The organism is Lentzea kentuckyensis, from assembly GCF_002150765.1.
Classification (GTDB): Bacteria; Actinomycetota; Actinomycetes; order Mycobacteriales; family Pseudonocardiaceae; genus Lentzea; species Lentzea kentuckyensis.
This window is the reverse complement of the sequence record NZ_MUYM01000019.1, coordinates 57,130-83,322: the sequence shown is the minus strand read 5'-3', so window position 1 is coordinate 83,322 and position 26,193 is coordinate 57,130. Positions and strand designations below refer to the sequence as shown.

Annotated in this window: 26 protein-coding genes and 1 tRNA gene; 9 read left to right on the top strand and 18 right to left on the bottom strand. The window is 68.5% G+C overall.

The genetic code is table 11. The features are described from left to right. Positions 1 to 250 precede the first annotated feature (250 nt). Positions 251 to 1,009, bottom strand: a complete 759-nt coding sequence (locus tag B0F77_RS12585) for an SDR family NAD(P)-dependent oxidoreductase (RefSeq protein ID WP_086663036.1) — start codon at positions 1,007 to 1,009, stop codon at positions 251 to 253. A gap of 335 nt (positions 1,010 to 1,344) precedes the next feature. On the opposite strand from B0F77_RS12585, the gene B0F77_RS12580 reads away from it, so the two are divergent. Beyond that, entirely contained in the window at positions 1,345 to 3,123 is a 1,779-nt protein-coding gene (locus B0F77_RS12580; protein ID WP_086663035.1) for a gamma-glutamyltransferase family protein, read from the top strand. Here B0F77_RS12580 and B0F77_RS12575 read toward each other — a convergent pair whose 3' ends face one another. The 3 genes from B0F77_RS12575 to B0F77_RS12565 form a co-directional block, all read right to left on the bottom strand. Next, positions 3,124 to 3,348, bottom strand: a complete 225-nt coding sequence (locus B0F77_RS12575) for a hypothetical protein (protein WP_086663034.1) — start codon at positions 3,346 to 3,348, stop codon at positions 3,124 to 3,126. It lies immediately after the preceding gene. Positions 3,349 to 3,436: 88 nt separating this feature from the next. After that, entirely contained in the window at positions 3,437 to 3,781 is a 345-nt protein-coding gene (locus tag B0F77_RS12570; protein ID WP_086663033.1) for a hypothetical protein, read from the bottom strand. A 256-nt stretch (positions 3,782 to 4,037) separates the two neighbouring features. Beyond that, on the bottom strand, positions 4,038 to 4,412 hold the full coding sequence (locus tag B0F77_RS12565; RefSeq protein ID WP_086663032.1) for a hypothetical protein: 375 nt from the start codon (positions 4,410 to 4,412) through the stop codon (positions 4,038 to 4,040). 439 nt (positions 4,413 to 4,851) lie between these two features. On the opposite strand from B0F77_RS12565, the gene B0F77_RS12560 reads away from it, so the two are divergent. Further along, a complete protein-coding gene (locus B0F77_RS12560; RefSeq protein ID WP_086663049.1) occupies positions 4,852 to 6,135 on the top strand; it encodes a UDP-glucose dehydrogenase family protein in 1,284 nt (427 codons plus the stop codon). Between the two features lie 11 nt (positions 6,136 to 6,146). Here B0F77_RS12560 and B0F77_RS12555 read toward each other — a convergent pair whose 3' ends face one another. From B0F77_RS12555 to B0F77_RS12545, 3 genes are all read right to left on the bottom strand, one after another. After that, positions 6,147 to 7,088 (bottom strand): UDP-glucuronic acid decarboxylase family protein, encoded by a 942-nt coding sequence (locus B0F77_RS12555; protein ID WP_086663031.1) that lies wholly within the window; start codon positions 7,086 to 7,088, stop codon positions 6,147 to 6,149. A gap of 71 nt (positions 7,089 to 7,159) precedes the next feature. Next, on the bottom strand, positions 7,160 to 9,115 hold the full coding sequence (locus B0F77_RS12550; protein ID WP_086663030.1) for a glycosyltransferase: 1,956 nt from the start codon (positions 9,113 to 9,115) through the stop codon (positions 7,160 to 7,162). Further along, positions 9,108 to 10,526 carry a glycosyltransferase gene (locus tag B0F77_RS12545; RefSeq protein WP_158102675.1) on the bottom strand — a complete coding sequence of 473 codons (1,419 nt, stop codon included), beginning with the start codon at positions 10,524 to 10,526 and terminating at the stop codon, positions 9,108 to 9,110. The genes B0F77_RS12550 and B0F77_RS12545 overlap by 8 nt, the downstream gene beginning before the upstream one ends. 61 nt (positions 10,527 to 10,587) lie before the next feature. Between B0F77_RS12545 and galE the strand changes: the two genes are divergently transcribed. Continuing rightward, complete coding sequence (gene galE / locus B0F77_RS12540; RefSeq protein WP_245848008.1) at positions 10,588 to 11,559, top strand: UDP-glucose 4-epimerase GalE; 972 nt, start codon at positions 10,588 to 10,590, stop codon at positions 11,557 to 11,559. Here the strand turns inward: galE and B0F77_RS12535 are convergent. Further along, positions 11,544 to 12,641 carry a flagellar basal body-associated FliL family protein gene (locus B0F77_RS12535; RefSeq protein WP_143466696.1) on the bottom strand — a complete coding sequence of 366 codons (1,098 nt, stop codon included), beginning with the start codon at positions 12,639 to 12,641 and terminating at the stop codon, positions 11,544 to 11,546. The genes galE and B0F77_RS12535 overlap by 16 nt on opposite strands. 122 nt (positions 12,642 to 12,763) lie before the next feature. Between B0F77_RS12535 and msrA the strand changes: the two genes are divergently transcribed. Together msrA and B0F77_RS47825 are read left to right on the top strand one after the other, a co-directional pair. Next, positions 12,764 to 13,423: a peptide-methionine (S)-S-oxide reductase MsrA gene (gene msrA, locus B0F77_RS12530; RefSeq protein WP_086663026.1), complete on the top strand. Its 660-nt coding sequence runs from the start codon at positions 12,764 to 12,766 to the stop codon at positions 13,421 to 13,423. Positions 13,424 to 13,681: 258 nt separating this feature from the next. After that, entirely contained in the window at positions 13,682 to 14,032 is a 351-nt protein-coding gene (locus B0F77_RS47825; RefSeq protein ID WP_086663025.1) for a hypothetical protein, read from the top strand. Positions 14,033 to 14,051: 19 nt separating this feature from the next. Here the strand turns inward: B0F77_RS47825 and B0F77_RS12520 are convergent, their stop codons facing one another. The 4 genes from B0F77_RS12520 to B0F77_RS12505 are packed head-to-tail and all read right to left on the bottom strand — an operon-like array spanning position 14,052 to position 18,328. Continuing rightward, the gene (locus tag B0F77_RS12520; RefSeq protein ID WP_086663024.1) at positions 14,052 to 14,408 is read right to left on the bottom strand and encodes a septal ring lytic transglycosylase RlpA family protein; all 357 of its coding nucleotides are present in this window, start codon (positions 14,406 to 14,408) and stop codon (positions 14,052 to 14,054) included. Positions 14,409 to 14,453: 45 nt separating this feature from the next. After that, the gene (locus B0F77_RS12515) at positions 14,454 to 14,846 is read right to left on the bottom strand and encodes a contact-dependent growth inhibition system immunity protein (protein ID WP_086663023.1); all 393 of its coding nucleotides are present in this window, start codon (positions 14,844 to 14,846) and stop codon (positions 14,454 to 14,456) included. A 28-nt stretch (positions 14,847 to 14,874) separates the two neighbouring features. Beyond that, complete coding sequence (locus B0F77_RS12510) at positions 14,875 to 15,501, bottom strand: hypothetical protein (RefSeq protein WP_143466694.1); 627 nt, start codon at positions 15,499 to 15,501, stop codon at positions 14,875 to 14,877. Positions 15,502 to 15,541: 40 nt separating this feature from the next. Continuing rightward, on the bottom strand, positions 15,542 to 18,328 hold the full coding sequence (locus B0F77_RS12505) for an AfsR/SARP family transcriptional regulator (protein ID WP_158102674.1): 2,787 nt from the start codon (positions 18,326 to 18,328) through the stop codon (positions 15,542 to 15,544). A 313-nt stretch (positions 18,329 to 18,641) separates the two neighbouring features. On the opposite strand from B0F77_RS12505, the gene B0F77_RS12500 reads away from it, so the two are divergent. Then, on the top strand, positions 18,642 to 19,433 hold the full coding sequence (locus B0F77_RS12500) for a cytochrome P450 (RefSeq protein ID WP_158102673.1): 792 nt from the start codon (positions 18,642 to 18,644) through the stop codon (positions 19,431 to 19,433). Here the strand turns inward: B0F77_RS12500 and B0F77_RS12495 are convergent. The 3 genes from B0F77_RS12495 to B0F77_RS12485 all read right to left on the bottom strand — a co-directional run bounded on the left by B0F77_RS12495 (position 19,408) and on the right by B0F77_RS12485 (position 20,587). Continuing rightward, positions 19,408 to 19,836, bottom strand: a complete 429-nt coding sequence (locus B0F77_RS12495; RefSeq protein WP_086663019.1) for an OsmC family protein — start codon at positions 19,834 to 19,836, stop codon at positions 19,408 to 19,410. The genes B0F77_RS12500 and B0F77_RS12495 overlap by 26 nt on opposite strands. Before the next feature lie 233 nt (positions 19,837 to 20,069). Further along, a tRNA-Gly gene (locus B0F77_RS12490) sits at positions 20,070 to 20,145 on the bottom strand. A 43-nt stretch (positions 20,146 to 20,188) separates the two neighbouring features. Next, entirely contained in the window at positions 20,189 to 20,587 is a 399-nt protein-coding gene (locus B0F77_RS12485) for a DUF7674 family protein (RefSeq protein ID WP_086663018.1), read from the bottom strand. A gap of 173 nt (positions 20,588 to 20,760) precedes the next feature. Between B0F77_RS12485 and B0F77_RS12480 the strand changes: the two genes are divergently transcribed. The 3 genes from B0F77_RS12480 (at position 20,761) to B0F77_RS12470 (ending at position 23,482) form a co-directional block, all read left to right on the top strand. Continuing rightward, a complete protein-coding gene (locus B0F77_RS12480) occupies positions 20,761 to 22,068 on the top strand; it encodes a sigma-70 family RNA polymerase sigma factor (RefSeq protein WP_086663017.1) in 1,308 nt (435 codons plus the stop codon). A gap of 94 nt (positions 22,069 to 22,162) precedes the next feature. After that, positions 22,163 to 22,600 carry a DUF983 domain-containing protein gene (locus tag B0F77_RS12475; protein ID WP_086663016.1) on the top strand — a complete coding sequence of 146 codons (438 nt, stop codon included), beginning with the start codon at positions 22,163 to 22,165 and terminating at the stop codon, positions 22,598 to 22,600. 15 nt (positions 22,601 to 22,615) lie between these two features. Further along, positions 22,616 to 23,482: an Fpg/Nei family DNA glycosylase gene (locus B0F77_RS12470; protein WP_086663015.1), complete on the top strand. Its 867-nt coding sequence runs from the start codon at positions 22,616 to 22,618 to the stop codon at positions 23,480 to 23,482. Here B0F77_RS12470 and B0F77_RS12465 read toward each other — a convergent pair. The 3 genes from B0F77_RS12465 to B0F77_RS12455 are packed head-to-tail and all read right to left on the bottom strand — an operon-like array spanning position 23,475 to position 26,153. Continuing rightward, positions 23,475 to 24,053: a LutC/YkgG family protein gene (locus B0F77_RS12465; RefSeq protein ID WP_086663014.1), complete on the bottom strand. Its 579-nt coding sequence runs from the start codon at positions 24,051 to 24,053 to the stop codon at positions 23,475 to 23,477. The genes B0F77_RS12470 and B0F77_RS12465 overlap by 8 nt on opposite strands. Further along, on the bottom strand, positions 24,046 to 25,464 hold the full coding sequence (locus B0F77_RS12460; protein ID WP_086663013.1) for a LutB/LldF family L-lactate oxidation iron-sulfur protein: 1,419 nt from the start codon (positions 25,462 to 25,464) through the stop codon (positions 24,046 to 24,048). The genes B0F77_RS12465 and B0F77_RS12460 overlap by 8 nt, the downstream gene beginning before the upstream one ends. Then, positions 25,446 to 26,153: a (Fe-S)-binding protein gene (locus B0F77_RS12455; protein ID WP_086663048.1), complete on the bottom strand. Its 708-nt coding sequence runs from the start codon at positions 26,151 to 26,153 to the stop codon at positions 25,446 to 25,448. Before B0F77_RS12455 ends, B0F77_RS12460 begins: the two co-directional genes overlap by 19 nt. Between the last annotated feature and the right edge of the window lie 40 nt (positions 26,154 to 26,193).

Genomic DNA, 26,193 nt, shown 5'->3' with positions numbered 1-26,193 from the left:
GTCCGTTACTCGTCTGGCGCTCTGCCCTGGGCTCTCATGGCGTCTGCAAGTACCACCAACTCAACATCAACAGGCGTGTTTCTACACCCAACAGGGGTCGCTTCCCTCTGAGAACACCGCAGCGGCTCGACAGGCGGCGACGAGATCGGGTGTAGTTGACGGCGATTCGATCAAGAGTTGGTGGTACTTGCAGGACACTGTGGGCACCCAGCGAGGCCAGAGGTTTCGGATACCACTTTCGGCCAGGTGCTTAGCGGGGAGCCATCCGGAGAGCGCCGTCCATGCGGATGACCTCGCCGTTCAGGTAGTCGTGCTCGATGATCGAGAGCGCCAGCTGCGCGTACTCCGCCGGCTGCGCCAGGCGCTTCGGGAACGGCACGCCGGCGGCGAGGCCCGCGCGGAACTCGTCGGAGACCGTGGCGAGCATCGGGGTGTCGACGATGCCGGGCGCGATGGTGAGCACGCGGATGCCGACGTTGCTCAGGTCGCGGGCGGCCGGGAGGGTCATGCCGACGACGCCGCCCTTGGACGAGGCGTAGGCGACCTGGCCGATCTGACCGTCGAACGCGGCGATCGAGGCGGTGTTGATGATGACGCCGCGGGCGCCGTGCTCGAGCTCCTCGGTCTTGCCCATCGCGGCGGCGGACAGGCGCAGCACGTTGAAGGTGCCGATCAGGTTGATCTCGATGATCTTGCGGTAGAGGTCGAGGTCGTGCGGCCCGGTCTTGCCGACCGTGCGGGACGACGGGCCGATGCCCGCGCAGTTCACCGTGATGCGCAGCGGGGCGCCAGAGCCGGCCGCGGTGTCGACGGCGGCCTGGACCTCTTCGCCCGAGGTCACGTCGGCGGACAGGTAGGTGACGTTCTCGATCGCGTCGGCCTTCTCGATGGCGCCGGGCAGGTCGAGCGCGAACACCTGCGCTCCACGCGCCGCCAGCGCACGTGCGGTCGCGCCGCCGAGACCGGAGGCGCCACCGGTGACGATGGCCGCGGTACCCGAGATCTCCATGCCTTCATCCTCCTCGAGAAGAACTGCTCGCGAGGAGGTTAACGCTCGTTACCTCGAACTCAACGGTCGGTCCAGTGGAGCAGCGCCACCAACGGCACCGCTGCCAGGAGCGCGAGGCCGATGAAGATGGTCGCGATCGTCAGAATTCCCATGCCCTGAACTGTGCCGTTCGAGAGCGTTCGAAACATCGGCCGCGTCGGTAGACCTCTAGTAGGAGATCTGTCACCGATAGCTACGACCAAAGTCGTACCCCGAGGTGACGCTACTCCGTTCGGGTGTGCGGCATGCGTCACTCGGAGTCACGCAATTTAGTTAGCGTCGCATACCTTTATGGGGTGTTCACCACGCGCCCCGAACTCGTCGGCACCTTCGGAATGGTCGGTTCGACCCACTGGCTGGCCTCCTCCGCGGCCATGGCCGTGCTGGAGGACGGCGGCAACGCCTTCGATGCCGCCGTGACCGCCGGGTTCGTGTTGCAGGTGGTGGAACCGCACCTCAACGGCCCTGGGGGCGAGGTTCCGATCATCTTCGCTGCGGCTGGTTCCGGGCCGCGGGTGCTCTGCGGCCAGGGTGTGGCGCCGGCTGGAGCGTCGATCGAGCACTACGCGGGGCTGGGGCTCGACCTGGTTCCCGGCAGCGGGCTGCTGGCCGCGACGGTGCCGGGCGCGTGGGATGGCTGGCTGACTCTTCTGCGTGACTACGGCACCAAGTCGTTGCGCGACGTGTTGGACAAGGCGATCGGCTACGCCCGTGACGGGTTCCCGCTCGTCGCCCGCGTCGTCGACACCATCGAGATGGTCTCCGACCTGTTCCGCGACCACTGGCAGACCTCCGCGGCGCAGTGGATGCCCGGTGGTGCGCTGCCGGTGCGGGGCGGCCGGTTCCGCAACCCGAAGCTCGCTGACACCTGGGAGTGGCTGCTGGCCGCTGCCGAGGCCGCGGGCAGCGATCGGGAGGCGCAGATCGAGGCGGCGCGCCGGGCGTGGTCGCAGGGGTTCGTGGCGGCGCAGGTCGACGAGTTCTGCCGCCGGGCTTTCCGCGACGACTCGGGACGTGACCACGCCGGTGTGCTGACCGGTGCCGACATGTCGTCGTGGGAGGCCTCGTACGAGGACGCCGTGCTGACCGACTTCGGTTCGTGGACCCTGGTCAAGGCCGGTGCGTGGACGCAGGGACCCGTTCTGGCGCAACAGCTCCGGCTGCTGGAGGGCTACGACCTGTCCTATGTGGACGACAAGCCCACCGCCGAGACCATCCACCTCGCCGTCGAGGCCGCGAAGCTCGCGTTCGCGGACCGCGAGGCCTGGTACGGCGATGCCGGCGACGTCCCGCTGGACACCCTGCTGTCGCGTTCCTACGCCTCGCAACGCCGTGCGTTGATCGGCTCTGAGGCTTCCTTCGAGCTGCGTCCTGGCTCGCCCGACGGCCGGGAACCGGTGCTGCCCAAGCACATCGTCGGTGGCCCGGCGGTGCAGGTCTCCGACCCGACCGGTGCGACCGGCGAACCGACCGTGGCCCGCTCCGGCGTGACGCGTGGCGACACCGTGCACGTGGACGTCGTGGACCGCTGGGGCAACATGGTCTCCGCGACCCCGTCCGGTGGCTGGCTGCAGTCGTCGCCGACGATCCCGTCGCTCGGCTTCTGCCTGGGCAGCCGCGCCCAGATGTTCTGGCTGGACAAGGGTCTGCCGAACTCACTGGCGCCCGGCAAGCGTCCCCGGATCACCCTGTCGCCTTCGATGGCACTGCGCGACGGCGAGGCCGCGCTGGCGTTCGGCACGCCCGGCGGTGACCAGCAGGACCAGTGGCAGCTCGGCTTCTGGCTGGCGCACCAGGCGGGGCTGAACCTCCAGGAGGCGATCGACTCGCCGATGTGGCACTCGAACGCGTTCCCGAGCTCGTTCTACCCGCGCGCCTGGACCCCTGGCGAACTCGTCATCGAGTCCCGCGCCGGCGCGGACGTCCTGGCTGCGTTGCGAGCGCGTGGCCACCAGGTCGTGGACGCCGGCGAGTGGACCCTTGGCCGGATGTCGGCCGTGGCGAGGGATTCCGACGGACTCCTGCGCGCCGGCGCGAACCCGCGCGGCGTGCAGGGTTACGCCGTCGGGCGTTAGTCAGCCGCCGATGACCTGGGTGCCGTCGTGGATCATCTCCACGTTGCCACCGAGGTTGTGCAGCGTGGAGATGCCGGCGCTCTCACCGAGGTCGCTGACCTTGCTGATCGGGTCGACGTCCGGCAGCTGAGGTGCGGACAGCGGCGCCGCCTGCGCGGTGCCGGCCAGTGCGGCGATCGCACCGGCGGCGATCCCGGCGGACGCGACGATCTTCTTGATGCTCAAGGCGTTCGCTCCGTGGAAAAAGTGGAACGGCGCCCGATTCGAGGGGGAGGGAATCGGGCGCCGCCCCGGCCAGGAAGTACTGGTTGGATCAGATGTCGACGTGCGCGAAGCCGTTCCACGGCGCGGTCGGCTCGTTGAGACCGAGCAGCGTCGCGGCGGGAACTCCGTTGCCGCCGGCGTCGACGTTCTCGACGAGCGCGGTGACGTCCGCGTCCTCGGCGTTGATGGCCTGGATCTTGCCGGCCGCGTCGGCGGTGTCGACCTTCGCGAGCGAGCCGACCGATGCGACGTCGCCCAGCTGGCCGCCGATGTCGGGCTGCGTGTGAGCAGTGGCGTCTGCGGTGTCAGCGTGCGCGATACCACCCAGGCCGAGCATGACGGTGGCGCTGCCGAGGGCAACAGCGGCCCCGGTGACGGTCTTCCTGAGGTTCATGGGCGCGAACGTTTCGTGTTCGGGCCCTCTACATCAAGCTGCGTAACTCAGGAGAGGGACATTCTTCATCCTTTGGGTGGATGCCACTCGCCTGCTACCGAACGTCACGGTTCTGGTCGTATTGGACACAACGGCCCGTTCGCACACCTACGCGTGACGAACTTAAATCGGTCAAATTCACTAGTCGCCGCGCCCGAATGGGCAGCGTTAAGCGGCACCATCAAGCGCGGCGACTTCGAAAATAACTAACGGTGAACTAGGCGATCGCGCCCGGCGGAAGCTTCAGCTTGAACGGCAGCGTCGTCACGACGGCCAGATCGGAAGCGGTCGCCTTCATCAACGACGGTGCGTTGCGAGCGCCGGGTTCTGGCAGGTCGAGAAGCCGGTCCACGGCCTCGGTCAACGGACCCTCGTAGATCCACACGGCCTGGGCCGGGCGGGCCGAGTCGCGGACCGCAGGCAGACGGCCTGCGCGCGCCTCTGTCTCCGACCAGAACAGGATCGAGTCGATGAACCCTCTGCGCTGCTTGAACGCCATGATGCGGTCGAGCTGGCCGGCATCGTCCCTCAGGTGGAGGAACTGAAAGCCGTTCTCGCGCAGCTCGATGACCTTGCTCAGTGCGTGGTCCATGGCGCACCTACCCCTGTGAGGTCCCCTTCGGGTGACTGATCAGTCATACGACCCGAAAGGATCGTACGGTAAGTCAACGTTCGTCCGTAAGACGTACTCCGAACGAGTATCTCAATTGGTGGACGCTTGTGGCTTAGGGTAATCACGTGCGTCCTTGTTGGGGGAAACGGCCAGGAGGGCCATTACGGTTCGCGTCAGGAACGCCAAACCGCCCAATGTGACTAATGTCACTGTGATCCACATGTGTCGCCTCCGAGTGGTGACCTACACCCGTAGTAGACGTCTAGCACTCGTCAGCGGTTGCAAGTGGCACCGACTCACCTTCTTAACAGAACGTCTGCGAGAGATCTCACGGGCCCTGTGAAACCACCCTCCGCGACAGGGCACCTATGACACGATCGGCGCTCAACTGTTCATGCTGATCAAGGGCGGTTCGGGGATGTTCGTTCGCCGGGTTGCGGTCGTCGGTGCCGGGTACGTCGGGCTCACGTCAGCCGCCTGCCTCGCGTCGCTGGGGCACCACGTCGTCTGCGCGGACATCGACGAGAAGAAGGTCGAGCAGCTCCGCAGGGCCGAGGTCCAGATCTTCGAGCCCGGGCTGACCGAACTCGTCGCGGAGGGCATCGCCGCCGGGCGCCTCGAGTTCGTCGTCGGCGTGCGCAACGCCGTGCGGGACGCCGAGGTCGTCTTCCTCTGCGTGCCGACGCCGATGGGCGAGAGCGGCGCGGCCGACCTCAGGGCCGTCGAGGCCGCGGTCGCCGAGATGAAGGATCTCCTCGCAGCCGGGACCGTGGTCGTCAACAAGTCGACCGTCCCGGTCGGCACTGCCAAGCGCGTGCTCGAACTGCTGGACCGCGACGACGTGTTCGTCGCCAGCAACCCGGAGTTCCTGCGCGAGGGCAGCGCGGTCAAGGACTTCATGCACCCGGACCGGATCGTCGTCGGTTCCGACGCCCAGAACGCCGCTGAACGCGTCTCAGCCCTCTACGCCCGTCTCGGCGCGCCCACGGTGCTCATGGACGCCGCCAGCGCGGAGCTCGTGAAGTACAGCGCCAACTGCTTCCTCGCCATGAAGCTCAGCTACGTCAACGCCATGGCGGAACTGTGCGAGCGGCTCGGCGCGGACATCGCCAACGTCACCGAGGGCATGGGCTTCGACCAGCGCATCGGGCAGTCGTTCCTGCAGCCGGGGCCGGGCTGGGGCGGTTCGTGCCTGCCCAAGGACACGCACGCGCTGTTGCAGATCGCGGAGGCGGCGGGCCACGAGTTCGAGCTGCTCCAGGCCACGATCAACACCAACGAGAAGCAGAGCCGGCTGATCATCAGCAAGATCGCCCAGGCGGTCGGCGGCCTGCCGGGCAAGAAGCTCGGGCTGCTGGGTCTCGCGTTCAAGGCGGGCACCAACGACCTGAGGGACTCCCCGGCGCTGAAGATCGCGAAGATGCTCAAAGAAGAAGGCGCTGAGCTCGTCGCGTACGACCCGGCGATCCCGCACGCGGTGGAAGGCGTCACGGACGACGTCACGGTCGTCGACGACGTGCAGCACGCGGCGAAGGACGCGAACGCGCTCGTCGTGCTGACCGAGTGGCCTCAGTTCCGGTCGCTGGACTGGGCGGCGCTCGCCGGGACGATGTCCGGGCAGGCCGTGGTGGACACCCGCAACCTGCTCGACGTCGACATCCTGACCCGCGCCGGCCTCACGTCACACGGCGTCGGACGCTAGCGCGTAGAGCGTCAGAGCTTCACGGCGTTCTGCGAGTACCACTCGATCGTCCGGAGCAGACCCTCGCGCAGGTCGACCTGGGGCTCCCAGCCCAGCAGCTCCCGAGCGCGGGTGATGTCCGGCTTGCGCTGCGTCGGGTCGTCGGTCGGCAGGTCCGAGTACTCCAGGCTGACCGACACGCTGGTCAGGTCGCCGACGATCTGCGCCAGCTCCAGGACGGTGATCTCCTGCGGGTTGCCGAGGTTCACCGGACCGAGCTCGCCGCGCTTGTCCGCCAGCGCGAAGATGCCGCGGACCAGGTCGCCGACGTAGCAGAAGCTGCGGGTCTGCTTGCCCGTGCCGTAGACGCTCAACGGCTTGCCGCTCAGCGCCTGGTGCACGAAGTTCGAGACCACGCGGCCGTCCGTCGCGTGCAGGCGCGGGCCGTAGGTGTTGAAGATGCGCACGATGCCGACGTCGAGCAGGCCCATGCGGTGGTACGCGCCGAGCATGGCCTCGGCGTAGCGCTTGGACTCGTCGTAGACGCTGCGCGGGCCGATCGGGTTGACGTTGCCCCAGTACTCCTCGGGCTGCGGGTGCACCTGCGGCTCCCCGTAGACCTCGCTGGTCGACGCCTGGATCAGCCGCGCGCCCTTCGCGATCGCCATCTCGGCGACCTTCTTCATGCCTGTCGAGCCGACCTCCAGCGTCTCCAGCGGACGCTCCAGGAACTTCGGCGGCGAGGCGGGGGAGGCGAAGTTCAGCACCAGGTCGACCGGACCCTCGACGGTCCAGTCACCGCAGATGTCCGCCTCGATGAACTCGAAGCGCGGCTCGTCCGCGTATCTCGTGACGTTTTCCGTGAGCCCGGAGGAGAAGTCGTCCACGACCACGACCGACCAACCGCGGTCGAGCACCGCGTCTACCAGGTGCGATCCGATGAATCCCGCACCGCCGGTGACCACTGCACGCATGGCGTGAACCAACCCCTCCCCCAGGACCAAAGACACGAACGAATGAAACCTAGGCTACGAAACATCAGCGCCTAGGCGTTTTGCGCCTCCCAGTTGCTGAGCCACACGTCACGTGCCTCGCGCTCGCCGCGGATGGACGCCAGCCAATCACCGAGGACGTCGACCTGCAGCTCGAGCGCACCGGACATCAGCCGCGGGCAGCTCTCCCGCACGGCGTCGAAGCCCGCGTCCTGGGAGATGTTCGTGAGGCTGAGCATGGAGGTCGCCGACTGCCGGTAGCGGCCGACGATCGTCTGCACGTGCGCCGCGTGCCCGCCGCTTTCCGCGATCCGGCACCACAGCTCGTAGTCCTCCCACCCGTGCAGGCGGCGGTCCAGCGTGTAGCCCTCGAGTTCCGTCAGCGCCTCATGCTTGATCAACGCCATCGCGTCGATGTAGTTGCCGTACCGCAGTCGCCACGGCTCCCACGGCCACACGCCCATCAGGCCGACCGGGCCGGTCGAGTCGAACCGCTGCAGCACGCCGTACGCGAACGACGCGTCCGGCTCGGCGTCGATGGCGGCCACCAGGCGTTCCAGGCCGGTCGGCACGATCGCGTTGTCCGAGTCGAGCACGAACACGAGCTCGCCGCGCGCGTGCTTGAACGCCTCGTTGCGCGAGCGCGGCAGACCTCGGTTGACCGGGTGCCGCACCAGCGTCATCGGGACGTGCGGGCTCTTGTCCATCCACTTGCGCACGGTCTCGTTCGAACCGTCGTTGGAGCAGTCGTCCACGACGATGATCTCGACGTCGTTGTACGAGCCGGACGCGGCGGACTCCAGCGCTTCCACGACGTACGGCTCGTGGTTGTACAGCGCCATGATCACCGAGACGCGCGGTGTGCGGCGATCCCACGCGGGCGTGCGGTGGTCGATCACCGGCGTCGGGTCGATCGTCGGGTCCGTCGACACGCGCCGGCGCAGGTCGATGATGTCGAGCCGGATCTCGCGGATCGCCTGGCGCACCGCGTCGACGCCGTCGGTCTGGCGCTCCCAGGACGGCGTGACCTGCTGCCGGAACGGCTGCGTGCGGCTCGGGCCGAGCCGCAGCCGGTGGCCCTCGTGGGTCTTGCGCAGGTCCTGCGCCACCGAGACGAGCTTCTCGACGCCGGCGGAGAACGGATTCTCCTTGATCAGCTCGTAGGCGTTGCGCCGCAACGTCTTCAGTCGCGCCGGATCCTCCAGCAACGCGCCCAGCGCGTGCGGCAGGGTGGACAGCGCGGAGAACACCAGGTGCTCGTTGTGCTTGAACGGCTCGGTGTGCAGCGATGTCTCGGACAGCATCACCGCACCGCAGTGCGCGGCCTCGGCGGCGCGCAGCCACTCGAAGTACGGCTCGTCCGCCTGGTGGATGTTGACGAGGACCTTGGTACCCGCCAGCAGTTCCCGCTTGCGGTCACCCGTCACGAACGCCGCGTGGTCGCCGATGTTCGGCGCCGCGTTGTCGGACAGGATCAACCGGCTGCGGCGTGACCACAGCTGCCGGCCGATCTTCGAGAGAGCGTGCTCACGACGGGGCGTCGCGCAGCCCAGGAACAGCACGTCCAGCTCGTGCTCGTCGGCGTTCGGGACGAACTTGTCCCAGGTGGGCGTCCAGCCGAACTGCAGGTGCTCCGCCGCGATGCCCTGTGCCTGGTAGCGCTTGACCGACAGCGTGCTGAAGTCGAACACCGCGCCGAGCTTGTGTCCGTAGTAGACGTTCGTGTCGAAGTGCGACGACGACGGCTGCTCTGCGGTGATCCCGATGCAGCGCTTGGCCAGTCGCGGGTCCTCCAGGAACTGCCCGCCCTCCAGCACCGCGTACTCGTGCGTGGGCAGCAGGACGAAGACGTCCTCGGGTTCGGTGTCCACGACGGACGTCACGACGTCGGCCGACACGCCGAGCCGGGTCGCCTCGTCGACGATCGCCTCGGCCAGTTCGTGGAAGAACGCGTTCTGGAACCGCGACTGGACGACGCGCAGACGTGGTTCAGACCCGGAATCAGGCATTGCGGCCGCCCTTGATCACACCGGTCGCCTTGCGCAGCGGGGCCGTGACGCGCCACGACGTGGAGCGTTCGAGGTCGGCGATCTTGTCCTGCAGCGTGGTGCGCCAGTGCAGGTGCTCGCGGATCTCCTCGTCCAGCCTGCGGTTGAGGCGGTCGTTGTCGCGCGCGTACTCGGCGAGCAACGTCGTCGCCTCGTCCAGCGCGGTGAGGCGTTCGGCCGCCTTGGCGAGCTCGCTGTACTCGTTCTTGAGGTCGTGCAGTTCCTGCGCCACCACGTACTCGCGGCGGCGGGACTCCTCGAGCTCGGCGAGCGCCTTGCCCAGCGCGTCCTCGAGGCCGGTCGCGACCGACTCGGCGCGCTCGCGGGCCGCCTTCTGCTCGTCCGCGAACCGGAGGCTGCGCTCCAGCTGATCCGCGGCCGGGTCGGCATCGGGGGCGACGACCTGGGACAGCGGGTGGCGGGCCGTGCCACCCTTCGCCTTGGTCCTGGTGGCCGCGGTGACGGCCGCCTGCAGGTGCTTGACCAGCGAGTCCTCGGAGTAGTGCTCCTCGACCCACGCGCGGTACGAGCGGCGTTCGTCGATCGACGGCTCCTGCGCGAACACCGCGGCGGCCTTCTCGACGATCGTCAGCACGTCGGCGTCCTCGACCGCGTGCGCGCCGGGAGCCTCGAACAGCTCGGCGCCGCCGCCGGCCGGGTAGCCGATCACGACACAGCCGGCGGACAGTGCCTCGGCGACGGGGAGACCGAAGCCCTCGTCCCGGCTGAGGGCGATGAACACGGACGCGTCCGCGAGCTCGTCGGCGATCTTCTGCTCGGTCACGTCGTCGAGCGACACGACCTCGACGCCCGCGAACCGCTTGTCGTTGCGGAACAGCGCGGTCAGCACGGCGGCCTCACGCGGGCGCTTGCGGGGGAGCAGCACGATCTTGCGCTTGCGCTCCTCGGCGAAGCGGTACAGCTCGGTGTCGATCACGTACGGCACCAGCTGGACCTTGAGCTTCGGGTGCAGCGCGCCCAGCACCTCGACGCTCACCTTGGACCCGGCCCACACCTGCGGCGCGGGCTTCCACGCCGGGTAGTCGTTCCCGGTGAAGTTGTCGTAGGTGTAGAAGTGGTTCTGGTTGTAGACGATCTTGCGCACTCCGGGGGCCGGGTCGAACCCGTCCAGCACCATGACCTCCGGGACGACCAGCACGTCGTCGGGGCCGAGCTCGCAGGTCTCACCGCTGATGACCGGTGCGGTCGAGGAGAACCACCCGACCTGGAAGCCCTCGGCGAGGTGCCACACCTTGGCGTCGAAGCCGGTGCGTGCGGCGAGTTCCGCGTGCCGGTACATGGCGCGCACGCCACCGGACGGCTGCCCGAAGTCCGGCACTACGTAGACGACCTGGCGGGTCATGGTCGACATCAATCCCCTCGTGGTCTGGCATAGCCTGTCGCCGTCGAACGGAGGACAAGCGGTGACGATCATGGTTACCGGCGGTGCGGGCTATGTCGGCTCGCACGTCGTGCAGGCGCTGGCCGACGCCGGACGTGGCGTCGTCGTGGTGGACAACATGCGCACGGGCTCGCCTGCGGCCGTCCGTTCCGGCATCCCCGTACACATTATCGACGTAACCGATTCCGTGAAGCTGGAACAGGTCATTCGGGATCACGGTGTGACGGCCTGCATCCATCTCGCGGGCCTGAAGAATCCCGGCGAGTCGGTGGCCGACCCCGGCCTGTACTTCCACCACAACGCCACCGGCACGCTGTCCGTGCTGAACGCCCTGGTCAGCACGGGTGTTCGGGATCTGGTGTTCTCGTCTTCGTGCTCGGTCTACGGCGCCGCGGAGACGTTGCCGATCACCGAGGACAGCCCGTTGGCGCCGATCAGCCCGTACGGCCACAGCAAGCTCGTGGGCGAGCGGATGATCGAGGCGTTCGGGAAGGCGCACGGCCTGCGCTGGATGGCGTTGCGCTACTTCAACGCGGCCGGCGCGGCGCCCGACGGCAGCATCGGCGAGGACTGGGGCCCGACGCACAACCTGGTTCCGCTGCTCGCCAAGGCCGCTCTGGGAGCGCGTCCACCGGTCACGTTGTTCGGCAGCGACTACCCGACCGAGGACGGCACCGCGGTTCGCGACTACACGCACGTGGTGGACCTGGCCGAAGCACACGTCCTGGCGCTGGGACATCTGCAGGCCGGTGGTTCCTCGGCCGCGCTGAACCTGGGTACCGGCACCGGCTACTCGGTGCTGCAGGTCGTGAAGGGGCTGGAGCAGGTCGCGGGCCGGCCGTTGCCGGTGACCTTCGGCGACCGGAGGCCGGGGGACCCGCCCGTGGTGTGGGCGGATCCGGCCCGAGCCTTCGACGTGCTCGGCTGGCGTGCCAGGTTCGGTCTTCCCGAGATCCTCGCCACCGCGTGGCAGTGGCACGCCAGGTCTCACTTGGTGGGGTAGTTCTTGGCGACGGCGGAGACGACCTTGGCCATGCCGCCGGTCATGGCGTCCTTCGTCTTGCCACGCACCTCGATGCGCACGATGGTTTCCTTGGAGGCGTAGGCAAGGCGCTCGTCGAACGGCACGTCGGGAACGTCGACGGCCTTCTCGTTCACCATCGCCGGCAGGTTCTCCGGACCCGTCGTCGCGACGAATCCCCACTTCTTCTGGTGCTCCATGACCGCGCCGGCAGCCGCCTTGGCCGCGGCCTCGTCCGAGCACTTGAAGGCGTGGATCTGGGTGACCCAGTCGTCGGAGTAGGTCACCTGGGTCATGCCGGCCTCGGCGCCGCACATGGTGATGAGCGCGGCCTCTTCGGGGCCGAACTGCGAGCGTTCCTTCGAGGCCTGGTCAACGGTCGTCTGGCCGCTGTTGGCCTCGTCGATCTTGCCCGGCAACGTGCTGCCCGGCAGTTTCGGTCTGGCGCTCGTCGACGTGGTCGGCGGGTTCGTCTGGCTCTCGGCGATCGGCGTGTCGGTGGACGACTTGCTGCCCGCCGTGAACCACCAGATGCCGCCACCGATGAGTGCGAGCACCAGCACGACACCGACGATCGCGAAGACGCGACCCTTGCCGCCGCCACCGGACTCGTCGAAGACCTCCGGCCCGTGGCTCCAGCCCGGCGACGGCTGGTTGATCTGGTCGAAGTCGCCGCCCACCCACGGCGGAGGCGCGGCCTGCTGCTGGGGCTGCCCCCACCCACCGGGGCCGGGCTGGACCGGTGCCACGAACTGGGTGCGGTCGGCGTCGCCACCACCGCCCTGGCCACCGGGAACCACCTGGGTGGCATCCGGGTTGGGGTTCTGCTGTTGCTGCGGCGCCTGACCCTGGACGTTGACGACCTGGGTCCGGTCCGAGGTGCTGGGCTGCTGCGCCTCCCACTTGAACGGAGGGGCGAAAGGCCCGCTCTGAGGATTCTGGGCAGGCCCACCGCCGGCCGATCCGGAAAGAACCTCGTCCCGGCGGCGTCGGTAGTCGTCGGCCGAGATCCGACCAGAGGCGAGTTCGTTGTCGAGCTTCTGCAGCTCGTCTTGCCAGGTCACCCCTGGCACCCCCTTCCGCGCGAACATGGACTTGGACATTGTGCCCGTGCCCACTTATGGCTTCGTGCGGGCCTCACAAGTCGTGACCTGGTTGTGGCGCACCGCACCGTTATATTGACCGCATGGCGTGGTTCGGGCGCGGCAAACCGCAGGTAGTGGGAGCTGACGAGGCACTACCGGGCCGCGCGGAACCCCTCGTCGTCTCAGCGTCCCACGCGGTGTTTCCTGATCGCGGGCTGCAGCCGCCCTTCCCATCCGGTCATCGGACCGCTGTGTTCGGAATGGGCTGTTTCTGGGGCGCTGAACGACTCTTCTGGCAAACGCCGGGCGTCTGGTCCACCGCCGTGGGCTACGCGGGCGGCACCACCCCCAACCCCACCTACGAGGAAGTCTGCTCGGGGCGGACGGGTCACGCCGAGGTCGTCCTGGTGGCGTTCGATCCGGCCGCGTTGCCGTTCGCCGAGCTGCTGCGGGTGTTCTGGGAGGGACACGATCCGACGCAGGGGATGCGGCAGGGAGCGGACATCGGGACCCAGTACCGGTCGCTGGTGCTGTTCGGCGACGAGGGGCAGCGGGTGACGGCCGAGGCTTCGATGGCGGTCTATCAGGCGGCTCTGGATGCTGCGGGGCGCGGGGCGATCACTACGTCCGTCGAGCCGCTGGGGGAGTTCTACTACGCGGAGGACTACCACCAGCAGTACCTGTCCGATGCCAAGAACCCCTATGGGTACTGCGGGTTGGGCGGTACCGGGGTGTCGTGCCCGGTGGGTCTCAAGACCTGACCGCTGTCTTCTACGTCGACCTGCTGGCGAACGAGGTGCATGACGCGGATGCGTGAAAGCCAAGAGGTGGCTTGTGCGCGTCGTGTGCTCGAACGGCTCGCGCACGCTCTCGACCTGGAACTGGTGGTCCGCCTCGCGCCGCGGTCAGCCGCCTGAGGCAGCGCCTCCACGCATCAGCAGAAGATGAGGCCGCACGGCCGTGTGGTCGTGGTGGTGGGCGGCGGCGGTTTGGGCGTCGTGGTCTGAGCCGGCGGCGGCTTGGGCGTCGTTGTCGTCGTCACCGCGGTGGTCGTCGTGGTGGTCGTCGTAGTCGTTGTCTTGGAAGAAGAAGACGGTGCGGACGACGAGGGCGTGGACGACACGGTCTGTGACGGAACGTTGGACTCCGTGGGGAGCACCGAAGGCGTGTTGATGAGCGAGACGCGGGCCGGTTCATCGCTTCCCGAGCCTGCCGGATCGCCCGACGCGAGCGATCCGACATGCGGCGCGAGCACGTACAACGCGGCAACGACAGCACCCAGTAGCGCCCCGGTTGCGAGCCGACCCGGCCCACTCATCGCCGCCAACACCCGGATTGCCTATCTCGTTCACTCGATTGGGTCAAGCTAAACGAGGGTTTTCTACAGGATCAAACCCTGGTGACCGTCACGCCGACCACGCCCTGTGACAACGGGGCGATCGCCTTGAAGCCTCGCGGGGTCAGGTCGATGCAGCGGCCGGTGATGAACGGGCCACGGTCGTTGATCCGCACGGTGACCGTCTTGTTGTTGGAGCGGTTCTTCACCTTCACCTTCGTGCCGAACGGCAGCGTCTTGTGCGCGGCGGTCAGCTTGTTGGGGTCGAAGGGCTCGCCGCTGGCCGTCGTGCCGCCACCGGTGTAGTAGGAAGCCTTGCAGGTCTCGGCGGAGGCCACGGGGGAGAAGAGGACAGCGGTGGCGGCGAGCGAGGCCAGCGTGAGGCCGGCAGCCGCGAGAGTCTTAGCCATGCGACTAGGAACTCAGCCAGCGGCAAAGAGTCGCCTAACGCGCGCCTAACCCGGGAACTGCTCGGCCGCGGACACCAGCAGCTGCCAGTCGCCGTCGGGCAACGTGCGCAGCCGGTCGAGCAAAGCGGACATCCTGGACAGTAACTCCGGGTGATCGGTCCAGAACGAGTGATCTACTCTCAGTAGAGCGGCGAGCAGGTCGCCGGGGTACAGGGCGACCGACCGCAGCGGGTCGCTCTCGACGTGTTCGAGCGCCAGCAACGCCGTCACGTCCAGGCCCACCTGATGCGTCACCAGCAGGTGCAGCGACGTCGGCGTCAGCTGTCCCACCGGCAACTGACGCAGCGCGCACAGGTCCCGGTACAGCTGGGTGGACGACGAGTCAGGTCTCAGCCAGTCGTCGTCGCTCAGGTGCGCGAGCGTTCGGTGGCGATCCACGCCCCCATAGTCCACGCAAACGGAAGTCCTAGCGGGCCGACCGAGGCAACGGTTCGGCATTGGGCGACTGCCAGCCGACGCGCACCAGCACCTCGCCCTCGTGCAGCATCGCCTGCGACGCGAGGCCCCACACGGTCGACGCCAGCAGCACGCTGCTGACCGCTTCGCCCATTCGCAGCCAGTCGTTGCCGATCATCCGGACCAGCGCTCCGCCGCGGCGGGCCACCAGCTCCAGGTCGCAGCTCTCGGCGTGGGCCGCGTGCAGCAGCCACGTCAGCGCCGAGTCCGGTACCTCGTCCGCCGAGTACGGCCGAGGGTCCTCCCGGCGCAGCGAGATCGCGGCCGCGGAGGCCACCTCGCACGAGAACGGGTCCAGCTCCCAGCGCGGGTGCACCGACGCGACCTGGCCGTCGACCCCGGACCGCAGCACGTGGCAGTCCCAGCCCATCGCCGAGAGAGCGACGCGCACGTGGTGCAACACGGCACCACACGCGAGCATCGCCGGTTGGTCGGTCCGCGTCGTCACGAGCTCCAGGCACTCGTTGCCCTTGCGCCACCGGTACGGCGGCACGATGCCGAACGACGGTGCCCGCGCCGCGAGCTTCAGCACTTCCTCGACGGTTTCCGCGTCGGGCGTGCGCACGCTGGTCCTCATCTGAGACAGCCTGCCCGCGCCTGGTTGCGCCGGGCCTGCGTCACGACTGCGCGGCCTCGACCACCGCGGTCACGGTCATCGCCGCACCACGAGCGAAGTGTTCGGCGTAGTCCTCACCCAACGCCTGCTGGCACAAGGCCACGCACTGGTCGTGTGAGGCCGCGAAGTTGGCACTTCCGAACAACGGCAACCCGACCGACTGCCACACCCGGTCCGCACCGCCCAGCAGCAGCGCGGCGTGCGCGGCGGACCCGGTGAGCACGGAGATCAGCGCCAGCAGCTCCACCGACACCGCGATGCCCAGCAGATCGTCGAACTTCTCCTTGATGCGCAACGAAGAAGTAGCCAGCTCACGGGCCTCGACGACATCACCGCGTCCCATCGCCACGAACGCCAGGACGTACAACGCGTACGCGCGCGCCCAGAGCTCGCCGTTCTCCTCACACACGACGCGAGCCTCGGTGCAGATGGAAGCCGCACGGTCGAGTTCGCCGCTGAACGCCACGGTGATCGCCAACGCCACCCGCGCCATGATCACGTTGCTGTCGAGGTGGCCCAGCTCGGCGTGCCGGCGGTCGGCCTCGGCCAGCAACGCCGCCCCCAACGGCAGGTCGTCGTCGAACACCGCCGCGGCGCCCTGCACGTAGGTGGCGTAGACGTCGGCGTCCTCGTCGTCCAGCAACGAAGCCTCCGCACGGCACGACGCCAGCAACGCCGGCACCGCGGCGGTGTTGCCCTGCAGCGTCGCGACGTAACCCGTGACCCACAACGCCTTGCAGCGTGCCCGCGACGGTTCGGTCTCCAGCGACAGCGCCCAGTTCAGCCAGTGCCGTCCCTCGGCGAACCGCCCGCAGCCGACCCAGTAGAACCACAGCGTCGCCGCCAGCCGCAGTCCCGCGTCGGCCTCGCCGGGCGTCGTCAGCGAGTACTCCAGCGCCGCCCGCAGGTTGCCGCTCTCAGTCGTCATCGCCTCGACGGTCGCGGCCTGCCGTGGCGTGAACCACGCCCGTTCGCCCTGTGCGGCGACGCCCGCGTACCAGTCGCGATGCCGTAGTCGCAGCCGCGGTTCGTCATCGCTCGCACGCAACCGCGTCTGCCCGTACTGGCGCATGGTCTCCAACAGCCGATAGCGCGCTACACCGCCGTGTTCTTCGCGCTGCAGCACGGACTTGTCGACCAGCCCGTCGACCGCGTCGAACATGAAGTCCGCGGTCAGCGCGTCGTCGGAACACACCGCCTCGGCCGCCGCGAGGTCGAAACTGCCGGCGAAGACCGACGCCCGCGCCCACAACAGCTGCTCGCGCGGCGAACAGAGGTCGAAGCTCCAGTCCATGGTCGCTAGCAGGGTCTGGTGCTGCGGCAACGCCGTCCGTCCGCCGTCGGTCAGCACCCTGAACCGGTCGTCCAGCCGTTCCAGCAGCTGCGACGGCGTCAGCGCGCGCACTCGGAGGGCCGCCATCTCGATCGCCAGCGGGATGCCGTCCAGCCGCCGGCACAGGTCCGCGACCGCCTGTTCGTTCGCCCCCGTGATGACGAACGAGCCAGGCACCGCGGCGTCGGCGCGTTGCGCGAACAACGTCGCCGCCGGGTACGGCACCGACAACGGCGCCACGGACAGCACCTGCTCGCCGTAGACCCGCAGGGCGCGTCTTGAGGTCGCGATCACCCGCAATCGCGGTGCCACCCGCAACAGCGTGTCGACCAGCACCGCGCAGTGGTCGACGACGTGCTCACAGTTGTCCAGCACCAGCAACGCGTCCCGGTCGGCCAGGAACTCGGTGAGCACGGCCAGCTGCCCGCGTCCGGTCTGGTCGACCACGCCCAGCGCCTCGGCCACCGTGTGCGGGACCAGCGCCCTGTCCCGCAGCGCGGCCAGCTCCACCAGCCACACCCCGTCCGGCGGCTGCTCACCCCGCGCCACGTGCACCGCGAGCCGGGTCTTGCCCACCCCGCCGACGCCGATCAACGTCACCAGCCGGTGCTGCCTGATGAGCTCCGCGACGTGCTGGGTCTCCGGGCGGTCGACGAAGCTCGACCGGTCGGCCGGCAGGTTGCCGCGGATCAGGACGGGGGCGCGTTCTGGCAGGTCGAGCCGTGGATCGGCGGTCAGCACCGCCTGTTCGAGGTCGCGCAGCCGGGCGCTCGGCTCGATGGCCAGCTCGTTGACCAGCACCGCGCGGGCCCGCTGGAACGCTGCCAGCGCCTCCGCCTGCCGTCCACCCCGGTAGAGCGCGATCATCAGCTGCTCCCACAGCCGTTCGCGGAACGGGTGCTGTTCGACCAGCGAGCTCACCAGCGGCGCCACCGCGGCGTGCTCCCCGAGTTCCAGCGACGCCTCCATCAGGTCCTCGGTCGCGTCCATCCGGAGCTGGGTGAGCCGCGCGGACTCCTGCCGGGTCCACTCACCTGGCCGGCAGTCCGCCAGCGGGTCGCCCATCCACAACGCGAGGGCTTCGCGCAGCATCCGGGCCGACTCCAACGGGTGTTCGCTCTGCCGTGCTGCTGCGACGAGCGCCTCGAACCGTGCGACGTCAACGGTGTCCGCGGGCGTGTTCAGCACGTAGCCGGGTTCGCGGGTGGTGATCAGCTCGCCCAGTCCGGCGTCGCGGATCTGGCCACGCAGCCGCGCGAGGAGGCTGTGCAGGGTCTTCGTGGCGGTGGCGGGTGCCTCGTCCGACCAGAGCGCGTCCACGAGCGCGCTTCTCGGCACCGTCTCCCCTGGATTCACGGCCAGGCGGGCCACCAGGGTCCGCTGTCCCGCGCTGCTGAGCTGAACTGCCCCGTTCGGACCGGTGAGTTCGAGCGGTCCGAGCAGCCGGATGATCACTTTGATTCGTCCTGTCGTCAGCCCCCGACAAAGGCTGGAACCGCGCAAAGATATCGCAATGGAATTCGACCCGAGAATCAACGCCCAGCGCGTGACCTCATACGCCGAGCTACGTGCGGTGTTGGCTGATCCGGTGACGTTCTCCTCCCGGAACATGACAGGACCCCAGGTCGCGGCAGTGGCGGCGCTCCTGCCGCCGGAGCAGCGGCGATTGCTGGAATTGATGTCCTCACTCAACGCGGCGGACGGCACGAGGCATGCCCGAATTCGTGCTGCAGCGAATCAGAAATTCACTCCAACGGCTGTGCGCCGAATGGCTGACGCAATTCGATTACGTGCTCGGACCTTGCTCGACGACCTGCCGGAGGAGGCGGACTTCGTGAGCGAGTTCGCGGCGCCGTTCGCGCTGGGCGTCGTCGGAGACGTGCTCGGCGTGCCGGAACGGGACTTCCCGCTGTTCCGCGAGTTCGTGGCACCGGTGCTGGAGCTGACCAGCGGTGAGGAGGTCAGCGAGCGGGTGCTCGGGTCGTACTTCACCGGGATGAACGAGTTCTGCGCCTACTTCGGGCGCTCGGACGCGTTCAAGGGTGGGCAGCTGTCCGAGCAGGAACGGCTGTCGCTCTGCCTCGCGGTCGTGGTGGCCGGTACCGACTCGACCACGAACCTGCTGGCCAGCACGCTGCTGCGACTCGACCGGCGAGAACGCCGGCTCGGCGGCGTGGTGGAGGAGGTGGTGCGGCTCGACACGCCGTTCATCGGTTTCTTCCGGACGGCGATGTGTCCGGTGACGATGGGCGGGGTGAAGATCACCGAGGGCGAGCACCTGTTCCTCGACTACGCGGCCGGCAACCGGGACCCGAAGGTGTTCACCGAGGACTTCGACCCCGGCCGTCCGTCCGTACCGGCGCACCTGGGCTTCGGGCACGGGCCGCACTACTGCCTGGGCGCCCAGCTGGCCCGGCTGGAGGGCCGGATCGTCGCCGAAGAGCTGCTCGACCGCTCGTCCGAGGTGGCCGAGCAGCCCGGCGACGTGCGTTACCGCAGGCACCTGATCAGTCACGGGCCCGCGGCGCTGCTGTTCAGACCAGGGCGGCGTCCAGCGTGATGTTCTCGACGGCCGCGAGCGCCTTGGAGACCGGGCAGTTCGCCTTGGCGCCCTCGGCGGCCTCGACGAAGGCCTCCTGGGTCAGGCCGGGCACGTTGGCGCGCACGGTCAGGTGGATGCCGGTGATGCCGACGCCCGCCTGGAACGAGACCTCGGCCTTGGTGTCGATCGAGGTGGGCGGCGTGCCCGCACCGGTCAGGCCGTGCGAGAGCGCCATCGAGTAGCAGGACGAGTGCGCAGCGGCGATGAGCTCCTCGGGGCTGGTCTTGCCGCCCGCCTCCTCAGCGCGCGCCTTCCAGTCGATGTCGAAGCTGCCGCTGTTGGAGGTGGCGAGGCTGACGTTTCCCTTGCCCTCGACGAGGGAGCCTTCCCAGTGAGCGTTTGCCGTCTGCTTGATGGCCATTGTCTCCATGTCCTTGTCGAACGGGCTCGATCAGGTTGATCCGAGCGGACATGACCACCCTTTCACGGGTGGGCTGCGAGATCACCTCAAGATGCCCGAGAAACGAAAGAAGCCCGGTTGGCCACATGTGGGCACCGGGCCTGCTGCTCGAGCGGGGGGCGTGGGGGGTCGTCCCCCCAAAATCATGGCGAAACGAAAAGGCCCATGCTCTCCATGAGCATGGGCCTTCCGAGTGGAGCGGATGACGAGACTCGAACTCGCGACCCTCACCTTGGCAAGGTGATGCGCTACCAACTGCGCTACATCCGCACTGCGTCTTGCTGCCTTACGGGAGAGAACTATACAACAGGCGTCAGACGGCATCTTGACTGGGGGGTCTCAAACCGGCCAGCAGTTGATCTACCTCGTCCAACTGCTCCTTCGGCCAGCGCCACTCCCACAGCGCCCGCACCTTGGGCAGCACGTCGCACGGCAGCCAGGCCGCGACCTCCTCGCGAAGGTCCCAGTCGTCGAACACGTGCTCGTAGAAGCTGATCAACGCCGCGTTCTCGAGGAACTGCTCCGGCTGGTGGAAGCACCAGTGCGCGAACCCGTACGCCCGACGCAACACGTCGTCGTCCTGCTCGCGATGCGCTTCCATCGCCAGTTGAGACAGCTCCGAGAAGAAGACGTGGCAGGACCACTCCTCGGTCTCGGCGACAGCACTGAGTTCCGGCACCAGAGCCGAAGCGCGTTCCCGCCAGTCCACCACGCCCGTGACGATAGTCGCTGGATCTTCTTCGGCCGACGGTCCGACTCCCACATGTGACCGTCTCGTCACCGATCACGTTGCGCTGATCAGCCCACTACTATCGGATGGTCTTGTATATCGACCTGTTCTCATCCAGGAGCAGTTCTGGCCCCTTGTGGCATGTTGAAGCGGTGATGGTCGACGAGAACGAGGTCGACCGGGACCTGCTCGCCAGGGTGCGTGAGGGAGATGACTCGGCCTACGGCGAACTGTTCTCCCGGCATGCGGACGCGATCCGCCGTTTCTCTTTCAGGCACGTCCGCGAGGCGGCCGAAGCCGACGATCTCACCGCAGAGGCGTTCTTCCGCATGCTGCAGGCGATCCGTCGGGGCAGCGGGCCTACGGACCACGTCCGCACGTACCTGCTGACCGTCGCCCGCCGCGTCGCGTGGGAGTGGAACGGCCGGCGCCGGGACGTACCGGTCGAGGACGAGGAACTGGGCCGCCGGGTCGAGCCGGTGAGCGACAACGCGAACAGCCGGGCCGAGCACAACCTGATCACCCGAGCCTTCTCGAGCCTGCCGGAACGCTGGCGGGTCGTGCTGTGGCGCGTCGAGGTGGAGGGCGAACGCCCCGCCTCCGTGGCACCGCACTTCGGTCTTTCGCCGAACGCCATGTCGGCGTTGGCCCGGCGTGCGCGTGAGGGTCTGCGTGCGGCGTACCTGCAAGCGCACCTGGCCGCCGACGACGGACGTTCGTCGTGCGCGGCGATCCGTTCGAAGCTCGGCACCTACACGGCCGGTGGGGTCCAGGGCGTCGAGGAACGCCGGATCCGCGCCCACCTGGACACCTGTTCGTCCTGCTCACAGCTCTACACCGAGCTCAACGAGGTCTGCGCGACCCTGCGCGCCAACGCGGCGTTCCTGATCGTGCCGTCCACGCTGGGGCTCGCGTTCGCCGGGAAGGTGCTGTTCACCAAGGCGAAGCTGGCCTTCGCGGCGGCGAGCGTGGCGACTGTCGGCCTGTTCGGGACGATGGCCGCGGTGTTCAACGGCGGACCGGGCGTCGCGGTGCTGCAGCCGGACCAGCACCCGGTGATCGCCCTGATGCCGACGGGTTCGGCCAGCTCGGCGCACAACCAGGAGCTCGTGGTCGCGCAGCCGCCGGTGCAGCCGCAGGAGAAGCCGCGCGAGAACGTGGTCAACCCCGGTGCCCGGCCGCAGGAGACCGTGCGCAGGACGTCGTCCTACGCGCCGCCACCGCCCGTGGAACAGCACCGGGACGAACCGGTCGAGCGGGCGTTGCCGGTCACCGAGCCGTCGACGTCGTCCGACGTGGTCACCTCCTCGGGGTCCACGACCTCGCGGGACGTGAAGTCGCTGAACGCGGTGTCCACCACGTCCGATCCGCCGACGCCGCCGACGACGGATCCGTGCTCGTCTCCGCAGACCACGCCCACGACGATCACCCTCTACCCGACGAAACCCGCCGTCCAGAACTGACGGTGACGATCAAGGTCGACCGAGTTCACCCACAAGGCTCGCCTCGCGTCAGATACGGTTTGACCAAGACCGACCGAGCGTGGGAGACGGGTTTATGACGCGGCTGGTGCGCGGTGCCGACGGGCGGATGTGGACGGTCCACAGCCGCATCGAGTGGCGCAACCCGGAAGAGGGCGACGACTTCGAGCACGACGTCAGCGGCGGTGCCCTGCCCGGCATCATGATGGCCGGGATGCTCGTCGTCATGGTGGTCGTGCTCATCGCGTGGACGCCTGAGCAGGTCGTCGTGCCCGCGTGGCTCATCCTCGCGTTGTTCTTCCTGTTCGCGTTCTTCCCGGTCCGCTGGGCGCTGCGCCGGCCGCACACGCTGGTCGCGGAGAGCAAGGCCACCGCCGACGAGCTGCCGCCGGAGCGGTGGATCGGGTCGGTCCGGGGGCCGCTCGCGGTGCGCCAGGAGGCGTCGCGGGTCGCCCGCACGATCGAGATGCACTCGCTGCCGGACGTCGAAGGCCCGTTGCAACCCGTCGACTGATGCGACACTGGACCGGTGCCCGAACTACCCGAGGTAGAAGCACTGGTTCACCACCTGCGTGAACACGCTGTCGGTCGCACCGTGCACCGCGTCGACGTGGCATCGCTGCAGGTGTTGAAGACGTTCGACCCGCCGTGGACCGCGCTGCAGGGCCAGGAGGTCGTGGCCGCGCACCGGCACGGCAAGCACCTCGACCTGGAGGTCGCGGACGGTCTGCACCTGGTCGTCCACCTCGCCCGTGCCGGCTGGCTGCGCTGGGCGGACACCATGTCGGCGCCCCCGCCCAAGCAGGGCCGCGGCCCGCTGGCGCTGCGCGTGCACCTCGGTCCGCCGGGGCAGGGGCCGGGCTTCGACCTGACGGAAGCGGGCACCAAGAAGGGGCTCGCGGCGTGGATCGTGCGCGACCCGAAGTCCATCGCGAGCGTCGCCAGGCTGGGTCCGGACGCGTTGGAGATCACCCGGACGCAGCTGGAAGACCTGCTGGCCGGTCACACCGAGCGGTTGAAGACGGCGCTGACCGACCAGGGCCTGATCGCGGGCATCGGCAACGCCTACTCCGACGAGATCATGCACATGGCCCGGCTGTCGCCGTACGCGACGTCGGGCAAGTTGACCGCCGAACAGCTGGATCACCTGCACGAGGCCATGCTCAGCACCCTGACCGACGCGGTGGCGCGGTCGGTGGGGCAGGACGCGGCCCGGCTCAAGGGCGAGAAGCGGTCCGGGCTGCGGGTGCACGCACGCACCGGTCTGCCGTGTCCGGTCTGCGGCGACACGGTTCGTGAAGTGTCGTTCGCGGACAAGGCGTTCCAGTACTGCCCGACGTGTCAGACCGGCGGCAAGCCCCTGGCCGACCGCCGGTTGTCGCGCCTGCTCAAGTGACGATCAGGACCTCCAGGGTGCGCGGGCCGTGGACGCCCTCCACCCGGTCGAGCTCGATGTCGCTCGTCGCGGACGGGCCGCTGATGAACGTCAACGGCCGGGTGGGCTCCAGCCGTCGCAACGCTTCCGGGACCGACGCGGCGATCTGGTCGGCTCGCACCACGCACAGGTGGTAGTCGGGGAGCAGGGTGAGCGCCCTGCGGCCCTGCGCCTCGCCGCCGTCGAGCACGATCGTGCCGGTGTCCGCGATCGCCACCGCGCAGCCGGTCAGCACGCCGTCGGACTGGTCCAGTTCGTCGATCGACAACGGCTCGCGCAGCCACGTGACACCGTCGATCAGCCACTCGTCCGGAACGTCCGATGGCGCCACGATCCGCTTGCCCCGGAGACGTTCGAGCGCCTCGGGGACGTTGCTGACGACGTGCACGATCGCGCGGTAGTCGGCGACCGTCTCAGCGAGCAGCTCGACGCCGCCGGTTCCCTTTTGGTTGTAGCCGCGGACCACTTGGGGCGCTGCCGGGACTTTGGCGCTCCGGATGCGGTTGAGGATCTCTTCTCGTGCGCTAGCCACGGTTCTTCCTCCACCACGTGCGGAACGACTCGGCCGGCGGTGCGGGCACGTCGCGTGAGGACGTCCACCTCGAACCCGGCCACGGCAGGGACGTGATCTTGCCGTCCCTGGCCAGGAAACGGGCCAGGGAACCGACTTTCTGCGCCTTCTCGTAGCGGGAGGCCGAGGCGAACATCCACGCCGCGGCGGCCATCGCGATGGATTCCGGCGTCCGTCCCTTGGCTTCCACGACCTCGGCGCGCAGGTGCGTGAGGACCGACGGGATGTCGATCCGGACCGGGCAGACCTCGAAGCACGCGCCGCAAAGTGAAGAGGCGTAAGGCAAAGAGGCGGCCTGCTTGTCATGCATGTCGCCGACCAGCTGGGGCGTCAGGATCGCGCCGATCGGGCCGGGGTAGACCGAGCCGTACGACTTGCCGCCGGTGCGTTCGTAGACCGGGCAGACGTTGAGGCACGCGGAACACCGGATGCACCGGAGTGCTTGGCGCCCAACGGAATCCTTCAGCGTGGCGGTGCGGCCGTTGTCGATCAGGACCAGGTGGAACCGCTGCGGTCCGTCGCCGGGCGTCACGCCGGTCCACACGCTCGTGTACGGGTTCATCCGTTCCGCCGTGGACGACCGGGGCAGCAGCTGCAGGAAGACTTCCAGGTCCTGCCACGACGGCACGAGCTTCTCGATGCCCATCACGGTGATCAGGGTTTCCGGCAGGGTCAGGCACATCCGGCCGTTGCCCTCGGACTCCAGCACCACGATCGACCCGGTGTCGGCGACCGCGAAGTTCGCCCCGGAGATGGCGACCTTCGTGGTGAGGAACTTCTGCCGCAGGTAGGTCCGGGCGGCCTCGGCGAGGTCCGCCGGTTCGTCCGACACCTCGACCCCCATGCGGCGCTGGAAGATCTCGCGGATCTCCGAGCGGTTGCGGTGGATCGCGGGCACCAGGATGTGCGACGGCCGGTCGTCGCCGAGCTGCACGATCAGCTCGGCGAGGTCGGTCTCGATCGCGTGCACGCCGCCGGCCTCGAGGGCTTCGTTGAGCCCGATCTCGGCCGTGGCCATGGACTTGACCTTGACGACCTCGGCCGCGTTCTCGGCCCTGCAGAGGTCGAGCACGATCCGGTTCGCCTCTTCGGCGTCCCGCGCCCAGTGGACCGTGCCGCCGCGGGCGGTGACCGACTCCTCGAGCTGGACGAGGAGCGTGTCGAGGCGGGCCAGGACGTCGTCCTTGATCTGCTCACCGGCGACGCGCAGCTGTTCCCAGTCGGTCATCTCGGCGACCGCGGCCGCCCGGCGACCGCGGATGGTTCCGGTGGCCCTGCGCAGGTTCTGCCGCAGCTGGGTGTCCTGCAAGGCCTCTCTGGCCGCCTTGGGGAACGTCGGGCTGCCGAGCCATGTCACCGGGTTGCGCGCCACGGGTCCTCCTCCGTCGAAGCCAGGATCTCCGCCAGGTGCACCGGCCGGACGCCCGCGCGCAGTCGCGACAGGCCACCGCCGATGTGCATGAGACAGGAGTTGTCGCCGGCCGAAAGCACTTCGGCGCCGGTGTCGAGCACGCACCGCATCTTGTCCGCGAGCATCGCCGTGGACGTCTCGGCGTTCTTCACCGCGAACGTGCCGCCGAAGCCGCAGCAGTGCGTCGAGTCGGGCAGTTCCACCAGGTCGAGTCCCTTGACCGACCTGAGCAGCGCCATCGGCTTGTCCCCGACGCCGAGCATGCGCAGCGAGTGGCAGGTGGGGTGGTAGGTGACCCGGTGGGGGAACCACGCGCCCACGTCGGTCACCCCGAGCACGTCGACGAGGAACTCCGCGAGCTCGAACGTCCGCGGCGGAGACTCACCCAGCGTGGGATGGATCTCCCGGACCATGCCCGCACATGACCCGGATGGCGCAACGACGTAGTCGTAGCCGCCGAAGACGTCGGTGTACTTGCGGGCCAGCGGCTTCGAGTGCTCCCGATAGCCGGTGTTGAAGTGCATCTGACCGCAGCAGGTCTGCTCCAGCGGGAACTCCACCGAACAGCCGAGCCGTTCCAGCAGACGCACCACGGCGCGGGCTGTCTCCGGGAAGAACGTGTCGGTCAGGCAGGTCGCGAACAGGGCCACTTTCACGGGCACACCCTCTCCCCAAATTCATCGGATGTCT